The organism is Nocardiopsis oceanisediminis, assembly GCF_048595525.1.
GTDB classification, from domain to species: Bacteria; Actinomycetota; Actinomycetes; order Streptosporangiales; family Streptosporangiaceae; genus Nocardiopsis_A; species Nocardiopsis_A oceanisediminis.
Window position 1 is genome coordinate 1,182,776 of the sequence record NZ_JAFMZJ010000001.1, and the last position, 17,705, is coordinate 1,200,480.

15 protein-coding genes are annotated in these 17,705 nt (G+C 76.2%); 8 read left to right on the plus strand and 7 right to left on the minus strand.

What is annotated here, in order from left to right:
• Window positions 1-39: 39 nt before the first annotated feature.
• Window positions 40-717, plus strand: a complete 678-nt coding sequence (locus J0910_RS05410) for a hypothetical protein (protein WP_420157410.1) — start codon at window positions 40-42, stop codon at window positions 715-717.
• A gap of 106 nt (window positions 718-823) precedes the next feature.
• On the opposite strand, the gene J0910_RS05415 is transcribed toward J0910_RS05410, so the two are convergent.
• From J0910_RS05415 to plsX, 5 genes are all read right to left on the minus strand, one after another.
• Complete coding sequence (locus J0910_RS05415) at window positions 824-1,465, minus strand: DUF998 domain-containing protein (RefSeq protein WP_420157411.1); 642 nt, start codon at window positions 1,463-1,465, stop codon at window positions 824-826.
• A 1,309-nt stretch (window positions 1,466-2,774) separates the two neighbouring features.
• Window positions 2,775-3,359 carry a sugar O-acetyltransferase gene (locus tag J0910_RS05420; protein WP_420157412.1) on the minus strand — a complete coding sequence of 195 codons (585 nt, stop codon included), beginning with the start codon at window positions 3,357-3,359 and terminating at the stop codon, window positions 2,775-2,777.
• Window positions 3,360-3,545: 186 nt separating this feature from the next.
• Window positions 3,546-5,279 carry an arginine--tRNA ligase gene (gene argS / locus J0910_RS05425; RefSeq protein WP_420157413.1) on the minus strand — a complete coding sequence of 578 codons (1,734 nt, stop codon included), beginning with the start codon at window positions 5,277-5,279 and terminating at the stop codon, window positions 3,546-3,548.
• Between the two features lie 23 nt (window positions 5,280-5,302).
• A complete protein-coding gene (locus tag J0910_RS05430; protein WP_420157414.1) occupies window positions 5,303-6,706 on the minus strand; it encodes a hypothetical protein in 1,404 nt (467 codons plus the stop codon).
• A gap of 263 nt (window positions 6,707-6,969) precedes the next feature.
• Entirely contained in the window at window positions 6,970-7,989 is a 1,020-nt protein-coding gene (gene plsX, locus J0910_RS05435; protein WP_420161896.1) for a phosphate acyltransferase PlsX, read from the minus strand.
• 425 nt (window positions 7,990-8,414) lie between these two features.
• On the opposite strand from plsX, the gene J0910_RS05440 reads away from it, so the two are divergent.
• A complete protein-coding gene (locus tag J0910_RS05440; protein WP_420157415.1) occupies window positions 8,415-9,791 on the plus strand; it encodes a KamA family radical SAM protein in 1,377 nt (458 codons plus the stop codon).
• Between the two features lie 211 nt (window positions 9,792-10,002).
• Here the strand turns inward: J0910_RS05440 and J0910_RS05445 are convergent, their stop codons facing one another.
• On the minus strand, window positions 10,003-11,622 hold the full coding sequence (locus J0910_RS05445) for an MFS transporter (RefSeq protein WP_420157416.1): 1,620 nt from the start codon (window positions 11,620-11,622) through the stop codon (window positions 10,003-10,005).
• A gap of 597 nt (window positions 11,623-12,219) precedes the next feature.
• Here J0910_RS05445 and J0910_RS05450 point away from each other — a divergent pair.
• Window positions 12,220-13,260 (plus strand): ROK family glucokinase, encoded by a 1,041-nt coding sequence (locus tag J0910_RS05450; RefSeq protein ID WP_420157417.1) that lies wholly within the window; start codon window positions 12,220-12,222, stop codon window positions 13,258-13,260.
• Here J0910_RS05450 and J0910_RS05455 read toward each other — a convergent pair.
• Window positions 13,250-13,990, minus strand: a complete 741-nt coding sequence (locus tag J0910_RS05455) for a GntR family transcriptional regulator (RefSeq protein ID WP_420157418.1) — start codon at window positions 13,988-13,990, stop codon at window positions 13,250-13,252. The genes J0910_RS05450 and J0910_RS05455 overlap by 11 nt on opposite strands.
• A 466-nt stretch (window positions 13,991-14,456) precedes the next feature.
• Here J0910_RS05455 and iolB point away from each other — a divergent pair, with 466 nt between their 5' ends.
• From iolB to J0910_RS05480, 5 genes are all read left to right on the plus strand, one after another.
• On the plus strand, window positions 14,457-15,335 hold the full coding sequence (gene iolB / locus J0910_RS05460; protein WP_420157419.1) for a 5-deoxy-glucuronate isomerase: 879 nt from the start codon (window positions 14,457-14,459) through the stop codon (window positions 15,333-15,335).
• A gap of 5 nt (window positions 15,336-15,340) precedes the next feature.
• The gene (locus J0910_RS05465) at window positions 15,341-15,730 is read left to right on the plus strand and encodes a hypothetical protein (protein WP_420157420.1); all 390 of its coding nucleotides are present in this window, start codon (window positions 15,341-15,343) and stop codon (window positions 15,728-15,730) included.
• Window positions 15,727-15,855, plus strand: a complete 129-nt coding sequence (locus J0910_RS05470; RefSeq protein WP_420157421.1) for a hypothetical protein — start codon at window positions 15,727-15,729, stop codon at window positions 15,853-15,855. The genes J0910_RS05465 and J0910_RS05470 overlap by 4 nt, the downstream gene beginning before the upstream one ends.
• Before the next feature lie 487 nt (window positions 15,856-16,342).
• Window positions 16,343-16,657, plus strand: coding sequence for a P-loop NTPase family protein (locus J0910_RS05475; protein WP_420157422.1), 315 nt, complete (start codon window positions 16,343-16,345; stop codon window positions 16,655-16,657).
• A 32-nt stretch (window positions 16,658-16,689) separates the two neighbouring features.
• On the plus strand, window positions 16,690-17,694 hold the full coding sequence (locus J0910_RS05480) for a Gfo/Idh/MocA family protein (RefSeq protein ID WP_420157423.1): 1,005 nt from the start codon (window positions 16,690-16,692) through the stop codon (window positions 17,692-17,694).
• The last annotated feature ends 11 nt before the right edge of the window (window positions 17,695-17,705 follow it).

The window sequence follows — 17,705 nt, forward strand, 5'->3', positions numbered from 1 at the left end:
AGACGCGCCATGACCGGATCAGCACGGAGAAGCGGGCCGATGGACGAGGCCGACCCGCGGAGCCGCACCGAGCGCCGCCGACAGCAGCGGCGCCGCTCGCGCAACCGCATGATCGTCGCCGGCGTCGTGCTCCTGGGGCTGGCGGCCGGCGGCACGGCCGTCGCGGGCATGGCCCTGCCCGGCGACACCGAGGTGGGCCTGGACGACGCGCCCGCGCCGGCCGGCCACCCGGGCCACCCCGGGCAGACCGGCGAGGCCCCGGGCGGGGCCGGTCCCGGCGGCAGCGGCAGGGTCGGCACCGATGAGGACGGCGTGGACGGCGGGACCCCGGAGAAGAGCGGGGACGAGGAGCCGCGGTCGACCGGGAAGAGCGGCACCGGTGGGGAGCGGGGCGGCGGCTCGGACCGCGGCGACCGGGGGGACCGCGGCGACCGCGGCAGCGGCGGCCGGGACGGCGACCGGGACGAGGACGGCGGCTCCGGCGGGGGCGACCGCCCCGGCCCGCGCCCGCCCCACCGCCCCACGGAGCGCCCCACCCCGGAGCCGACGCCCACCGATCCGGCCCCGCCGACCGAGTCGCCCGACCCGGAGCCGACCGGGCCGGAGCCGGAGCCCACCGGCGGCCCCAACGGATCGCAGCACGACCCGTACGATCCCTACGGCCCGTACGGGTACTACGGCCCCCACGGCCACTACGGCCACTACGGCCACTACTAGGGAGCCGTCCCCTTTCTCCGATGATCTTGACGTTGCGGCCCTATCCGAGCGCTCGGATAGGGCCGCAACGTCAAGATCATCGGGTGTGAGGGCGGTCCCGCGGGCGTCAGCGGGCGGCGTACAGGAACAGCAGCCCCAGCCAGAGCCAGCCGACGATGATCGTCGCGCGCTGGAGGAGGCCGGTGCGGGGGCCGTCCTTCTCCCAGGACCGGCCGAACGCGAAGAACCCGGCGGTGGCGAGCACCGCCGTCAGCCCCGAGTACGCCTTCCAGCCGGGCTCGGGAAGGGCGATCGCCGCGATGACCGCCGCGGCCGGCAGCGCGGTGAACACCAGAGCCCCGGCCCGGTCGTGCATCTTGTGGCGGGCGGAGAACTCGGCCGGGGTGCCGTCGGGCGCCCCCGGCGGGTAGCCGCGCATCGGGTCCATCGGGAACACCCCGGACAGGACCAGCGCGGCGCCGAAGACCCCGACCGCCACGGCGAGCACCGTGCTGCCCAGCGCACCGGCGAGGGCGACCGCGCCCGCCGCCACGGCCAGGCCGCAGAGGACGAAGTCGGCCGTCTGGATCCACCCGCGCGGCCCGAGGGCCAGCGCGCTGACCGGGTGGCGGACCGGCCGGTACCCGGGCCGGGTCCAGCCGTCGACGGTGAAGACGGCGATGAACGCCCAGCACCCCAGCGCACCCGCCCACAGCAGGGCGGTCATCGCGGGCTCCGGACGGGTGCCGGAACCGGTGTCGTCGTACACCGCATGCCACCGCTCCGATCGGGCCGGGGTCGGGTCCGTGGCACCGATCCTAGAACCGCGATCGGCGCCCTCCCACCCCGCTTCCGATGATCTCGACGCCGTCGCGGTCTCGACCCCGCTGGTTTCCAGCGTCTGCTGCAACACCGCACACCAAGAGGACAGGAGAGGAGCAGTCGGTCGCCCGGGCGCGGCGCCCCACGGGGCGGGGGTTCAGGCGGGCGGCGAAGGCGGCGGTGGGCACCGGCTGGTCGGTCTGGCGCGGCGTCTCGCGGGGTGGCGGTTCAAGCGGGCAGCGAGGGCGGGAGGGCGTGCTGGCTGGTCGGTCTGGCGCGGCGCCCCACGGGGTGATGGCGCGAACCGGCGGCGACGGCGAAGGCAGAGGCGGGGTGCAGGCGTCGCCCGGGTGCCGGGCCCCACGGGGTCGGGGTTCACGCAGGCGGCAAAGGCGGCGGTGGGGGACCGGCCGGTCGCTCCGGTGCGGCAGAGCAGGGAGGGGCGGGCCGGGGTGGCGGGTTCGCCGTTCCCGCGTCGCCCGGGCGCCGGGGCCGGCCGCCCTTGAAACCGCTGCCCCTTCCTGACCTGGGTGAATACGCAGGGTGATGGTGGGGTGGGGTGCCCTGCGCACCGCGAGAGCACCCCGGTGATTCCTGGGCGCGCACCCTGGGCCGGATCGGGCCCCGAGAGGCCCGAATCGCTCTGATCGGGCCGGTGATCGGGGTTCGAGTGGCCCGGAAGGTCGGGAGGCAGGGGGCCGGAACCCGGGCAGGGGCGGCGCGGGGGCGAGATATCGCTTTTGCTCTGCCTGGGAGGCCCCGCTTTGGCCACTCTGGGTGATCGGTGAGGGGGCGGTGGGGGCCTCAGGGCTTACTACTCGCTGGTAGATGTAATCGGGGTGCTCCCGCGGTGTGCAGGGCGCCCCCGCCCCTGCCTGTCCCCTGCCGCAGACCCGGCATAGGGGATATGACCACCCCCGGCGGTGCGGGCGGGCCCACCCGCACCGCCGGGGCGCCGCACCCGGGCGACCGCCTTCGCCATGGCCCTCCCCTTGCCGTCGCCGCCGGTTTGAGCCTTCGCCCCGTGGGGTGCCGCGCCGAACCGACCGGCCGGTCCCCATCCCGCCCTCGCCGCCTGCTTGAACCCTCATCCCGTGGGGTTCGACACCCGGGCGACCACCTGCACCCCGTCCCTCTCTCTCCTCCTCGGGGTCCTCGTTTCCTCGTTGCAGCGGCCGCTTGACGGCGAGGCCGGTCGAGACGGTGACGGCGATGGCGATGGCGTCGAGACCATCGGGGAGGAGGGGCCCCGCTCGCTACCCCCGGACCGGGCGGATGACCCGGGCGGGGTTGCCGACCGCGACGACGCCGGCCGGGACGTCCCTGGTCACCACGGAGCCGGCCCCGATCACGCTGTCCTCGCCGATGGTGACGCCGGGGAGCACGATCACGCCGCCGCCGAGCCAGACGTTGTCGCCGATGGTGATCGGCTGCGCGGCCTCCAGCTTGTCCCGGCGCGGCTTCGGGTCGATCGGGTGGGTGGGGGTGAGCAGCTGGACGTTCGGGCCGATCTGGCAGTCCTCGCCGATGTCGATCCGGGCCACGTCGAGCGCGGTGAGACCGGAGTTGACGAAGGTGCCGCGGCCGACGGTGATGTGCGCCCCGTAGTCGACGGCGAGCGGCGGCTTGATGAAGGCGTCCTCGCCGAGGCCGCCGAGGAGCTCGGCCAGGATCGGCCGGGCCTTCTCCGGCTCCTCCACGAAGGCCGCCTGGTAGGCGGCGGTGAGCCGGACGGCCCGCCGGCTCATCCGCTCGTCCTCGGGGCCGCCCGCGAGGTAGAGGTCTCCGGCGAGCATCCGCTCCCAGTGGCTCCGGGGGTCCCCGGCGAAGTAGTCGTCCATGGGGCAGGAGGCTAGCGGTGCCGGGCCCGGCGGGCGGCGGATTTTCCCGGCCCGGCACCCCGCCGGCGCCCGGCGGGGAGGCGCGCCCGCTCCGGGGCGCGGGGGCGGAGGCCGGCGGGGGAGCGGGAAAGGGGGCCGCCGCTGGGCGGCGACCCCCTCGTGCTTCCCCGTGCTTCCGTCCGGGCCCTACATCTGCTCCGGGGCCTCGACGCCGAGCAGGTCCAGGCCCTGCACCAGGATGCGCAGCGCGGCCGCGCACAGCGCCAGCCGGGAGTCGCGCAGCTCCGGGGTGTCCGCGCTCAGCACCGGGCAGTGCTCGTAGAACGCGGTCAGCGCCTGGGCCAGGTCGAACAGGTAGCCGCAGAGCCGGTGCGGGGCGAGGTCGTCGCCGACCAGGGCGACCGTCGGGCCGAAGCCGAGCAGTGCCAGCGCCAGCTCGCGCTCGGCCGGCTCGCCGATGGCGATGGTCCCGGCCGGGTTCGCCGGGTCGGCCCCGCCCTTGCGGAAGATGGAGCGCAGCCGGGCCTGGGCGTACTGCAGGTAGGGGCCGGTGTTGCCGGTCAGCGCCAGCATCCGGTCGAAGTCGAACACGTACTCGGTGTCGTGCGAGACCGACAGGTCGGCGTACTTCACCGCGCCGATGCCGACCTGGCGGGCGATCCCGGCGCGGGTCCCGGCGTCCAGGTCGGGGCGGTTCTCCTCGACCACGGCGCCGGCCCGCTGCACCGCCTCGTCCAGCAGCTCCATCAGCCGGATCGGCTTGCCGGAGCGGGTGCGCAGGATCTTGCCGTCCGAGCCGAGCACGTTGCCGATCTGCACGTGCACCGGCTCCACGCCGTCCGGGATCCACCCGGCCAGCCGGGCGGCCTCCCAGACCATGCGGAAGTGCAGGTTCTGCGGGGCGCCCACCACGTAGAGCACCCGGTCGGCCTTGAGCTCGGCGGCCCGGTACCTGATGGTGGCCAGGTCGGTGGTGGCGTAGCCGTAGCCGCCGTCGCTCTTGCGGACGATCAGCGGCACCGGTTTGCCCTCGCGGCCGGTGAACCCGTCCAGGAAGACGCAGAGCGCGCCCTCACTGGTCACGGCCAGGCCCTTCTCCTCCAGCTCGCGGCAGACCTCTTCGAGCATGTCGTTGTACATGCTCTCGCCGGCCAGGTCGGCGTCGCCGAGGGTGACGCCGAGGGCGGAGTAGACCCGGTTGAAGTAGGCCTTGGACAGGTCGATCAGGCCCTGCCAGATGCGCAGCGTCTCCGGGTCGCCGGCCTGCAGCGAGACCACCCGCTTGCGGGCGCGGGCGGAGAACTCCTCGTCGGAGTCGAACTTCTCCCGTGCGGCCTGGTAGAAGGTGTTCGGGTCGGTCTTGAGGTGCGCGGCCTCCTCGGAGTCCTCGCCGACGTCCAGCAGGTGCTCGATGAGCATGCCGAACGGGGTGCCCCAGTCGCCGATGTGGTTCTGCCGGACCACGTTGTGCCCGAGGAACTCCAGGGTGCGGGCCAGTGCGTCGCCGACCACGGTGGTGCGCAGGTGGCCGACGTGCATCTCCTTGGCCACGTTGGGCGCGGAGTAGTCGATCGGGATGTTCTGCCGCTCCTGCACCGGCACGCCCAGCCGGGCGTCGGAGAGCAGGGCCTGCGCCTGGGCGGCGATCCAGTCGTCGCGCAGGGTCAGGTTGATGAAGCCGGGGCCGCTGATCTCGACCTCGCGGCACACGTCGCCGACGTCCAGTCGCTCCACGATCTCCGCCGCGGCCTCGCGCGGCTTTCGGCCGAGCCGCTTGGCCAGCGCCAGTGCGGCGTTGGCCTGGTAGTCGGCGAACTGGGAGGGACGGATGACGGGGTCGGTCTCGGCGTGCTCGGGGCCGAAGGCGGCCCCGATCGCGGACTGGACCCGTTTCGCGAGTACTTCTTGCGGGTCGGCCATGCGCCCAGCCTACCGACACGCGTTCACCGGACGGTCCTGAACTGCGCCGATCCGGGGCGTCCGGGGCGCGGCGGGAGCAGCGGCCGGACCGCCCGCAGGGCGCCCCACCAGGCCGCCGCGGTGACCGCCGCCCCCGCGGCCTGCCAGGGCAGCCGCCACCAGGGCGAAGGCGGGGCGGGGAGACCGCCGTCCGGCGGCGGGACCGGGTCCGGGTGCTCCCCGGCGGCCGTCCGGGACCAGAGCATGAAGGCGTCCCCGACCGGCAGTGCCCCGCCGAGGTAGGCGCGGTGCTCGCGGCCGGCCGCGGCGCCGAGCGGCTCGCCCAGCCCGGTCAGCGCCGCCGCGGCGGGCCCGTCGCCGTAGACCACGGCGTCGCCCAGCGCCACCGCGCTCGCGGAGGCGGACAGGCCCAGGACGAGCGGCCCGGAGTCGACGTCGCCGGCGCCGCCGGTGCCGGCCGGGAACTCGCGGACGCCCGGCGCCCAGGCGTGCCCGGAGCGGAACTCCTCCCGGAAAGCGCGGTAGTCCTCGGCGGCCCAGGCCGGGTCGACGTCGGGCAGGAAGCGGAGCAGCAGCGCCTGGGAGCTGCCCCGGGCCGGGCCGGCGGGCTCTCCGGTCTCCGCGTCCACCCGGTGCGGGATCAGCCCGGTGCCGGGGTCGGTCCGCTCGCGCACCGCCGCGGACCAGGCGTCCAGCGTCGCGGCGTGCGCTTCGGCGCGCTCCGGGTCCTGGGCGCCGCCCAGGACCCGGTCGGCGCGGGCCAGGGCCGCGGCGGCGGCGACGCTGTCCACCGGCCACGCCTGCCCGGGGTAGGCGGCCAGGTAGGGGCTGCCCGATCCGGCCAGGGAGGCGTCGAAGGCGGCGGCGATCTCCTCGGCGTCGGCGGCCAGCCGCCGGGCCTCCTGCGGCGCCTGCTCGGGGCCGCCGGCCAGCTCCACGATCCGGGCCAGCAGGTAGGTGCTCCAGCCGGCGTGGAAGACCCCGTACTCCGGCTCGGCCTCCCGGGGGAACGGGGCGGTGCCGGCGGGGGAGTCCAGCCGGTCCAGCGCCCACCGGGCCTCGGCCAGCGCCTCCTCGCGCCGGCCGGGGTCGAGCGTCCCGGAGTTGGCCCGGCTCAGCCCGTACAGCGCGTGGGTGAAGAAGTACCCCTCGGGGAAGAGCGCCTGCATCCGCTCCCCGGCCCCGCCGCGCAGCTCGGCGCCGAGGAAGCGGAGGTGCGGTTCGGCCGCGGCGGCGGTCCGGGGGCCGCCCTGCTCCAGCGGCGAGGGGGTGTGGGCGCGCGCCCAGCCGGTGCCGACCAGCGCGGTCACCGCCACCGCCGCCAGCGCGGCCAGTACGGCCCCGGCCGCCCGCCAGGGGCGGCGGCGCACGGCGGCCCGCAGCGCGGTCCCGGGGGGCGTCGGGGGTCCGTTCTCGGCTCTCGGCATCCGGCGATGCTAGCCCGCGGGCGGCTTCCGGGCCGAGCCGGGGCCCTCCGGGCCGGCGGACCCGGCCCTTCGGGCGCAGCACCGCGAGGCCCGGCCCGGGGCATGCCCGCCCGGCCGCTCCCTCCGGCCCGGACCCCCGCCCGGCCGGTCGGGGCGCCCGGCCGAGCGGGCCGCCGCCCCGCCGCACCGCTCTCGGAGCGCGAGGCGGTTCCGCACCGCCCCGCCCGGTCCGGGAAATCGCCGGCGGAAGGGCCGGGGCCGGCTCAGTCGTCGTGCTGGCTCAGCCGGGAGAGCCAGGTGGTGCGGTGGGCGGTGCCGACGCGGCGCCGGATCTGGTCGACGATGCGCCCGCCGGCCAGGTCGGAGGCGAGCAGGCAGGCGCGCTCGATGCCGCGGGCGCGGCTGGCGCCGTGCGCGATGACCACGGTGCCGTTCAGGCCGAGCAGCACCGCGCCGCCGTAGCTCTCGCTGTCCAGCCGGTCGCGGAGCCCGCGGAGCGCCTTGCGCTGCAGCAGGGCGCCGGCCTTGGCCATCCGGCTGGAGGCGAGCGCGTCGCGCACCTGGTCGAAGGTGAACCGGACCGCGCCCTCCACCGACTTCAGCGCCACGTTCCCGGTGAACCCGTCGGTGACCACCACGTCCACGTCCCCGGCGAGCAGGTCGTGGCCCTCCACGTTGCCGCGGAAGTCCAGCCCGGGGGCCTCCTCGGCGGTCGCGGTGAGCAGCTCGGAGGTCTTGCGGGCGAGCCGGTTGCCCTTGCCCGGCTCGGCGCCGATGGTCAGCATGCCGACCCGGGGCGAGGCCACCCCGTAGGCGGTGTGCGCGTAGGCGGCGCCCAGGTGGGCGAACTGGACCAGCATCTCCGGTTTGGCGTCGGCGTTGGCGCCCGCGTCCAGCAGGATCGTGGGGCGGTCCCCGGTGGGCAGGGTGACGGCGAGCGCCGCGCGCAGCACGCCCGGCTGGGTGCGCAGCCGCACCGTGGAGGTGGCCACCACCCCGCCGGTCGACCCGGCCGAGACCAGGGCGGAGGCGTCTCCCTGCCGGATGAGCTTGCAGGCCACCGCGACGCTGGAGCGCGGCCGGCGCCAGCTGGCCAGCGCCCCCTCGTTCATGGCCAGGGTGTCCTCGGCGTGCGCCACCGGCACCTCGCCGAGCGCGCCCAGCTCGTCCAGGACCGGGAGCAGCTCGGCCCGGCGGCCGACCAGCACCACCCGCAGCCCGTGCGCGCGCACGGCGGCCACCGCGCCGTGCACCGCCTCGGCGGGCCCGTGGTCGCCGCCCATGGCGTCCAGGGCGATCACCGGTGCGCCCCCGGCGCCCGGCCCCGCGGATGCTCCGGTCACGTGTCCGTCCTCACTCTCAGCGCGTCGGGCCGCCGGCCGCCCCCTCCCCGGGCCCGCACCCTTCCCGCACGTCATGCCGGGGGTGCGCCGACGGGGGCAAGGCTATGCGGTGCCTCCCGGGGAATCGCGGGCGCCCCGGGGCGCACCGGAAAAATGAGTGCTCAGGAGGCTATTTCCGGAAAGTGGGTAAGAATCACCCGAGATCGGGTACATCCGACCGCTGGTCAGGCGGATTGATCACGTAACTGACCGTAATCGAATCATAGAACCGCTTCACCGGGTGGCCCCCCGTTGCCGAGGGGCCGCCCGGTTCAGGCCTGCCCGGTTGATCACCGGGCGGCCTGCCGCACCCCGAAGGGAGACGCGTGAGCTTGACGCACGACGCGGCATCGGCCCCTTCGACGCCCCCGTCAGCGGGACGTCGATTCCGTGCCTACACCTCCAAGCACCTGGACGAGTTGACGGCGCGGGCGGGCCTCGGCTCCGACGAACGGCTCGCCGTTCGAGCGGTCGCCACGGTGCTGCCGTTCCGGGTCAACAGCTACGTCATCGACGAGCTGATCGACTGGGACTCCGCGCCCGACGATCCGATGTACCGCCTGGTCTTCCCGCAGCCCGACATGCTGCCGGAGGCCGACGTGTCCCGGATCGCGGACCTGCTGCGCCAGGACGCGCCGAGAAAAGAGCTGAACCGGGTCGCCAACGAGATCCGGGCGAAGCTCAACCCGCACCCCGCGGGCCAGATGGACCTGAACGTGCCCAAGATCGGCGGGCAGGACCCGCTGGAGGGCATGCAGCACAAGTACGACGAGACGGTGCTGTTCTTCCCCAAGCAGGGGCAGACCTGCCACGCCTACTGCACCTACTGCTTCCGGTGGGCGCAGTTCGTCGGGGAGCCGGACCTGAAGTTCGCGTCCGGCGAGGTCGACCACCTGGTCCGCTACCTCAAGGACAACCCGCAGGTGACCAGCGTGCTGTTCACCGGCGGCGACCCGATGATCATGGGCGAGGGGGTGATCTCCCGCTACGTCGAGCCGCTGCTGGAGGTCGAGAGCCTGGAGTCCATCCGGATCGGCACGAAGGCGCTGGGCTACTGGCCGCAGCGGTTCGTCACCGACCCCGACGCCGACGACACCCTGCGGCTGTTCGAGCGGGTCGTGGAGTCGGGCAAGAACCTCGCGTTCATGGCGCACTTCTCGCACCCGGCCGAGCTGGAGTCGGACCTGGTGGCCGAGGCGGTCCGGCGGATCCGCGGCACCGGCGCGGTGATCCGCACCCAGGCCCCGCTGATCCGCACCATCAACGACGACCCGGCGGTCTGGGAGCACATGTGGCGCACCCAGGTGCGGATGGGCATGGTGCCCTACTACATGTTCGTGGAGCGCGACACCGGCCCGCAGGACTACTTCGCGGTCCCGCTGGCCCGTGCCTACGAGATCTTCCAGGGCGCCTACAAGAACGTCTCGGGCCTGGCCCGGACGGTCCGGGGCCCGTCCATGTCGGCCACGCCCGGCAAGGTCTGCGTCGACGGCGTCACCGAGATCGCCGGCGAGAAGGTCTTCATGCTCCACCTGATCCAGGCGCGCGACGCCGACCTGGTGGGCAAGCCCTTCTTCGCCAAGTACGACGAGAAGGCCGCCTGGCTGTTCGACCTGGAGCCGGCCCTGGGGGCGACGCACTTCCCCTATGAGTCGGCCCCGCCGGCGGACGTCTCCAGCCTGGTCGACCCGGCTCGCGCCTAGCGCAGGCCGGCGACGGCAGGGCCCCGGTCCCCGCGCGCGACCGGGGCCCTGCCCCTTTTCTCCGCTCCCGCCGCTCCCGGTGCGGCCCGTCCCGGCCGCGCGCGGGAGCCGGGGCGGGAGCGCCGGGCGGCCAGGCCGTGCGAGGCGGCGACCGCCCGGCAGAGGACCGGGCGGGCCGCGTGCGGCAGGAAGGCCGCCGCCGGGCCCGGGGTCAGTCCCGCTCCGCGGCGGGGGTCCTCTCCGGGGCGCGCCGCGGGCCGCGCATGTTGCGGGAGAACAGGGTGGCGGCCAGGCCGAGGGCGATCGCGCCCAGCGGGACCAGGCCGACCAGGCGGAAGGTGTCGGTGAAGGCCTGCGCGAACACCGCCTCCGCCAGCGCCGGGAGCCGGTCGGCGACCGACTGCGGGACGTCGGCGGGCAGCTCCGGCGGGGCCGGCGGGCCGAGCTCCAGGCCGGTCCCGTGGCCGGTGGAGACGCCTTCGGCGAACCGCTCCCGGACCTCCGGGGGGAGCTCCCCGGCGCGGGCCCGGGCCTCCGCCTCCATCCGGGCGCTGAGCGAGGCCTGCATGAGGGCGCCCACCACCGCGCCGCCCAGCACCGAGCCGAGCTGGCGGACGGTGTTCAGCACCCCGGAGGCGGCGCCCGCCATCCGCGGCTCGACCCGGTACATCGCCAGCGAGTTCATCGGGCCGAAGACCGACGCGACGCCGATGCCCATCACCACCAGCGGGGCGACGAACACCGGCGGGCCGCTGTCCGGGGAGGCGAGCGCGAGCAGCGCCGCCAGGCCGCCGCCGAACAGGGTGAACCCGCCGATGAGCAGGTACTTGCCGCCGACCCGGTCCACCCAGCGCCCGATGACCGGCGCGGCGACCATGGACATCACCGACATCGGCGCCATGGTCAGCCCCGCCGCCAGCGCGCTCATCTGCAGCACCGACTGCAGGTAGATGGTGAACAGCAGGGAGTACCCCAGCATCGCCACCGAGACCAGCGCCGCGTTGAGGCTCATCAGGCTGTAGTTGCGGTCGGCGAACAGGGCGAACGGCACCAGCGGGTCGCGGCCCTGCCGGGCGCGCTGCTGGACGAGGAAGGCGGCGAACAGCACCGCGCTGAGCGCCAGCAGCAGCGGGATGCTCACCGGGCCGACCACCTGGCCCCAGTGGAACCGCTCGCCCTCGACCAGGCCGAACGCGAGCAGGCCCAGCGCCAGGGTGGCCAGCAGCACGCCGGTCCCGTCGAACCGGGGCCGAGCCTCCGACGGCGGGTCGGGCGGGATGAGCAGGGCGCCCAGCACCAGCGCGAGCGCGCCGAACGGGACGTTCACGAAGAAGATGGACCGCCAGTCGAACCCGGTGACCAGCAGGCCGCCCAGGGTGGGGCCGGCGATCGTGGCCAGCCCGGCGACCGCGCCCCACACGCCCATCGCGGTCCCCCGGCGCTCCGCCGGGAAGACCCGGATGATCAGCGTCATGGTCTGCGGCATCATGACCGCCGCGCCGACGCCCTGCAGCACCCGGGCCGCGATCAGCCACCCCGCATCGGGGGAGAACCCGCAGGCCACCGAGGCGGCGGTGAACGCCGCGACGCCGATCAGGAACAGCCGGCGCGGCCCGAACAGGTCGCCCAGGCGGCCGGCGGTGATGATCAGCACCGCCAGTACCAGGGTGTAGGCGTTGGCCACCCACAGCACCTCGTCCACGGCCGCGCCCAGCCGCCGGATCATGTCCGGGATCGCGATGTTGACGATGGTCAGGTCGAGCAGCGTCATGAAGAACCCGAGGCACAGCGCGGCCAGGATGGCCCACGGGTCGCCGCGCAGCGATCTCACCGGACCCCCTCCGCGGGGCGCGGGACGCGCCGGGCGCCGCCGGTGTGCGCCGCGCCGCTCCGCGCCCCTGCGCCGGGGCGCCCGGACCCGCTCGGGGGGCGGGCGGCTCCGCCGCGGACCCGCCGCGCGCCGCCCTCCGCGCCGGCCCGGCCCGGCCCGGCCCCGATGCGGTGCGGGCGGGGCGCTCGTCCGGGGCGCCCGAGGCCCGGTGCGGCGGCGGTTCCGGGCGCCGTGCGGGGCGTCGGCGGCCGGGGTGTTCGGCTCGGCATGGATCCCTCCGCGGGCCCGGTCGGCCCCTCGGAAAAGATGCGGGCCCGCCCTCCCCGGACGACCCTACCCCCGGGCCGCCGGGGTTGACCGGCCGCTGCGGACCGTTTGCCGTCCCTTGCCGGGGCCCTGCGCCGGGGAGGGCGCCGGGACCGGGGAAGGGAGGGCGTCCGTCCCGGTCGGGGCGGTGGTCCCGCCGCCGAGGAGGGGAGGGGCGGGCGGCTCCCCGGAGTCCTCCCCCCGCCGGTGACCGGGGGCGGGGCGGCGCGGCCGACAGGGGCCCGCGCCGCGGCGGGAACCGCCCGGCCGCCGGATAGGGTTGTCCGGGTCATGGCACTCACCAGGGGGAACGGCGGCCGTTCGCGCGGGCTCGTGATCGGCGTCGACATCGGCGGAACCAAGGTCGCCGCAGGGGTGGTCAACCCCTCCGGGCGGGTCCTGGCGCGGCTGCGCGCCGAGACCCCGGACCGCAGCAAGAGCCCCAGGGTCGTCGAGGACACCATCGCCGGCGTGGTGGAGGAGCTGCGCGCCGAGTACCCGGTCAAGGCGGTCGGCGTGGGTGCGGCCGGGTTCGTCGACGAGCGCCGCTCCAATGTGCTGTTCGCACCGCACCTGTCCTGGCGGGACGAGCCGCTGCGCGAGGCGCTGAGCGCCCGGCTGGGCCTGCCGGTGGCGGTGGAGAACGACGCCAACGCCTCCGCCTGGGCGGAGATGCGGATCGGCGCCGGGCGCGGCCACCGGGACGCGGTGGTGGTCAACCTGGGCACCGGGATCGGCGGCGCGATCGTGCTGAACGGCGCGCTGTACCGGGGGCGCCACGGCATCGCCGGGGAGTTCGGGCACATGTCGGTGGTCCCGGGCGGCCACCGCTGCGAGTGCGGCAACCGCGGCTGCTGGGAGCAGTACGCCAGCGGCAACGCGGTGACCCGGGAGGCGCGCGAGCTGGCCGAGGCCGACTCGCCGGTGGCCCGCACACTGCTCCAGGCGGTCGGCGGCGACCCGTCCCGGATCACCGGCCCGCTCGTCGCCGAGCTGGCCCGGGACGGCGACCGCGCGAGCGTGGAGATCCTGGAGGACGTCGGCGGCTGGCTCGGCGTGGGCCTGGCCGACCTGGCCGCGGCCTTCGACCCCGAGCTGTTCGTCATCGGCGGCGGCGTGTCCGACTGCGGCGAGCTGCTGCTGGGCCCGGCGCGCACCGCCTTCCGCCGCAACCTGACCGGGCGCGGCCACCGCCCGGAGGCCCGGATCGCCCGCGCCGAGCTGGGCAACGAGGCCGGCATGATCGGCGCCGCGCTGCTGGCCCGCGAGGAGCCGCGGAACCGCCTGCTCCGCCGCCGCTTCCCCGCCCGCCGTCGGCGCCTCAGCCGGTGAGGGTGAGCTCGAAGGAGTAGCGCGAGGCGCGGTAGACGTGCGAGCCGGCCTCGACGGCGCGGCCGGTGTCGTCGTAGGCGACCCGGTCCATGGTGAGCAGCGGGGCCCCGGGGGCCTCGCCCAGGGCGCGGGCCTCGGCGGCGGTGGCGCCGCGGGCGCCGATGCTCTGCGAGGCGGTCTTCACCGCCACCCCGCCGGCGCGCAGCAGCCGGTAGAGGCCGGTCTCGGCGAGCCGGTCCGGGTCCAGGGCGACCAGGTCCAGCGGCAGGTGGTTGCGCATCAGCGCGAGCGGCTCGCCGCCGGCGTAGCGGAGCCGCTCCAGCGCGTAGACCTCGGTGCCCGGGGCCACCTCCAGCCGGTGCGCGACCGCCTCCGGGGCGGGGCGGACGCTCAGGGCCAGTACCTCGGTGCGCGGGCGCCGGCCGGCCCGGTCCAGGTCGTCGTAGAGGCTGGACGACTCCACCGGGCGGCGCGCGCGAGGGGTGACGACCTGGGTGCCCACGCCCCGCTTGCGCACCAGCAGCCCCTGGTCGACCAGGTAGCCGATGGCGCGGCGCAGCGTCGGGCGGGACAGCCCGAGCCGGCCGGCGAGCAGGATCTCGTTCTCCAGCCGGGTGCCCGGGGGCAGCTCGCCCTCGCGGATGCGGCGCTCCAGTTCCCGGGCGAGCTGGAAGTAGAGCGGGATCGGGCTGGTGCGGTCGAGCGGCACCGAAAGGGGCGTCTCAGCCACGGGACTCCTGTCGGCGGGGAGCGGGGCGGATGCCGGCAGTCTACCGACCTGACATGTTGACCGGAGGTCATGATGTGACTATGTCTGGACATATCGTTGACAGCCGGTGCGGGCCCGGCGTAGAAATCAGGGCGGGGCGTGACCCGGGTCACGCCGCGCGCCGGTCCGGCGCCCGGTCCGCCCCCGTTCGGACCCCTCGGCGGACGGAGGGAGCGGCGGTGCGCGTCGGACTCATCGGATCAGGGCGCATCGGCCCGCGGCGCGCTGCGCTCCGGTCCCGCCCGCCGGACGGCCGGCCCCGGCCGGGCCGGTACGGCTCCGCGCAGGGCCGCCGCGCCGTCCCGGCCCCGCCACCGGCCGCAGGGGCGTCCCGCCCCGGCGGCGAAGTCCCCGGCTCCGCTCCCGCACCGCGGGAGGCCCGATCCGCCCCCGGCCCCGGCGGCCGGGGCGACCCAGGAGGTGCACGGTGAACAAGCACCACGTCCCGGCCCGCTCCACCGCGTCCGGCCCGTTCTCCACCGTCGTCACTCCCGAATCCGCGGGATGGGGCCACTCCGGCCTGCGGGTGCTGGAACTGCCGCCGGGCGGGCGCGCCGAGGTGGCCACCGGCGACGCGGAGACCCTGGTGCTGCCGCTGAGCGGCGCCTGCTCGGTGGAGCACGGAGGGGAGCGGTACGCCCTGGAGGGCCGCCTCGACGTGTTCAGCCGGGTCACCGACTTCGCCTACCTCCCCCGCGACGCGGCGGCGACCGTCTCCAGCATCGACGGCGGCCGGTTCGCGCTGCCCTCGGCCCGCTGCGAGCGGCGGCTGCCGTTCCGCTACGGCCCCGCCGACGGCGTCCCGGTGGAGCTGCGCGGCGCCGGCCGGTCCAGCCGGCAGGTGAACAACTTCTGCACCCCGGAGGCGTTCCACGCGGACCGGCTGATCGCCTGCGAGGTGCTCACCCCGGAGTCGAACTGGTCCTCCTACCCGCCGCACAAGCACGACGAGGCCACCGCCGCCGAGTGCGTGCTGGAAGAGATCTACTACTTCGAGGTCGCACCCGGGCCCTCCGGCGCCGGCTTCGGCTACCAGCGGGTCTACGGCACCGCCGAGCGCCCCATCGACGTCTTCGCCGAGGTGCGCACCGGCGACGTGGTGACCGTTCCGCACGGCTGGCACGGACCGTCCATGGCCGCCCCCGGCTACGACCTCTACTACCTCAACGTGATGGCCGGCCCCGGCGCCGAGCGGGCCTGGCGGATCTGCGACGACCCCGCGCACTCCTGGATCCGCGGGACCTGGGAGGCCCAGGAGGCGGACCCGCGCCTGCCGATGTGCGGCGCGGCGGGGAAGGGAGGGTGACCGGGGTGGCGACGGTACGGCTGACCGCGGCCCAGGCGCCGGTGCAGGCCGCCGCGTTCGCCGAGATGCGCGACCGGCTGCAGGCCCGCGCCTGCACCGCCTCCACCGCCTCCACCGGCCCCGGCTCCACCGACCGGCTCCCGGTGCCGCTGCCCGGCGACGTGTTCGCCGCCCGCCCCGCCGACCCGGTGCCGCAGCGGCTGGAGGACGCCCGCGCCGGCGGCGCCACGGCCAACGACGCGCTCCGCCCGGTCTCCGAGTGCTGGGACCGGATCACCCGGCCCGAGCAGCCGGTTCCGCGACGGCGGCGATGCGGGCGCTCACCGGCCCGGCGGAGACCGGCGGCCACGGCACCGCCGTCGGCGCCGCGATCGGCGCGTTCGTCTGCGGCATGACCGAGCAGGGCATCGCCTACACCGGCCGGGCCGACGACCGGGTGATGTCCTTCGTCGGCGCCATGCCGCCGCCGGCGGTGGCGGCCAACGGCCGGTTCCGCACCAGGGCCGGCGGCAGGAGGTGACCGGGAGCGACCGCGGAGCGGACCGCGCGGGCGGAGCGGCGGACGGAACCGCCCCGGAGCCGGGCAAGGACTCCGCCGGCATCCGGGTGCTGAGCGGCGCGGACCCGGAGGTGCACGCCGGCCGGGTCGGCTGCGTCCCGGGCGACAGCGGAGCCGGCGAGTCCGCCCTGATCAAGATCCTCGCCGGGCCGCACCGGCCCACCGCCGGCACCTACCCGGCGGACGGCGGGCCGGTGGCGTTCTCCTCGCCGCGCGAGGCGCCGGACCGCGGCATCGCCACCGTCGACCCGGACCTGGCCCTGCTGCCGCTGATGCCGGTGCGGCGCGACTTCTTCCTCGGCCCGGAGCCGCGCGCCGGGCTCCGGCCGCTCACCCGGCTCCAGGGGCCGAGATACGCGCCACCGCCGACGCCGGGCCGAAGAGGACGGGCATCGGCCCGCCGGACATCGACGCGCCCGTCGCCGGCCTGCCCGGCGGGCAGGGGCAGGTGGCGGCGATCGCCCGCGCGGTGCACTTCGGCGCCCGGGTGCCCATCCTGGACGAGCCCGCCGCCGGGCTCGGCGTCAAGCGGTCCGGGGCGGTGCTCAGGTGCGTGCGGGCCGCCCGGGACGCCGGGCCGGGGGCCGTGTTCATCACGCCCGACCCGCACCACGCCCACCTGGCCGGCGACCGCTTCACCGTGCCGCGCCTGGGCGAGGTGGAGCCGGACGCGCCCCGCACCGGACCGGCCCTGGACGACCTCGTCCAGCACAAGGCGGGCGGCGCCGAGCCGGACGCCCTGAAGCACGATCCCGCCCGCTGACCTGTCCCGCCCCCAAGGAGAGGAAGCACGGAATGCCCCTCAACGTCGGCCTGGTCGGCGCCGGGATGATCGGCGCCGACCATGCCCGCAGGATCGCCGCCTCCGTCCCCGGCGCCCGGATCGCCGCGGTGACCGACATCGACCCCGGCCGGGCCGCGGCGGTCGCGGCGTCCTGCGGGGCCCGCACCGCCGCCTCCGACCGCGAACTGGTCGGCTCCGGCGACGTCGACGCGGTGCTCGTCGCCTCCTGGGGCCCGGCGCACGCCGGGACGGTGCTGGCGTCCATCGCCGCCGGAAAACCGGTGCTCTGCGAGAAGCCGCTGGCCACCACCGCCGAGGACTGCCTGAAGATCATCGAGGCGGAGCAGGCGCTCGGCCGCCGCCTGGTGCAGGTCGGCTTCATGCGCCGCTACGACGCCGGCCACCGGGCCCTCAAGCGGCTGGTCGGCGGCGGAGGCCTGGGCGAACCGCTGATGGTGCACTGCGTGCACCGCAACGCCTCGGCGCCGGAGGCCTACCGCACCGAGATGGCGGTGCACGACACGGCGGTGCACGAGATCGACGCGGCGCGCTGGCTGCTGGACGACGAGATCGCCTCGGCGCAGGTGCTGTTCCCCAAGCGCACCCGGAACCGCTTCGAGCACCTGCGGGACCCGCAGTTCATGCTCTTCGGGATGGAATCGGGCGCCCGGGTCGACGTCGAGGTCTTCGTGAACTGCCGGTACGGCTACGACATCCGGTGCGAGGTGGTCGGCGAGGCCGGCACCGCCGAGCTGCCGCCCCCGCCCGCCCCCGCGGTCCGCTCCGCGGCCCGGCTGAGCACGCCGGTCCTCCAGGACTGGAAGGACCGGTTCGCGGACGCCTACGACGCCGAGATCCGGGAGTGGGTCATGGCGGCGGCCGAGGGCACCGCCGCCGGCCCGAGCGCGTGGGACGGGTACGCGGCGGCGGTGGCCTGCGACGCGGCCGTCCGCTCCCAGCGGACCGGGGAGGCGGAGCCGACGGGCATCGGCCCCCGCCCGGACTTCTACGCCTGACGCCGGAGGGG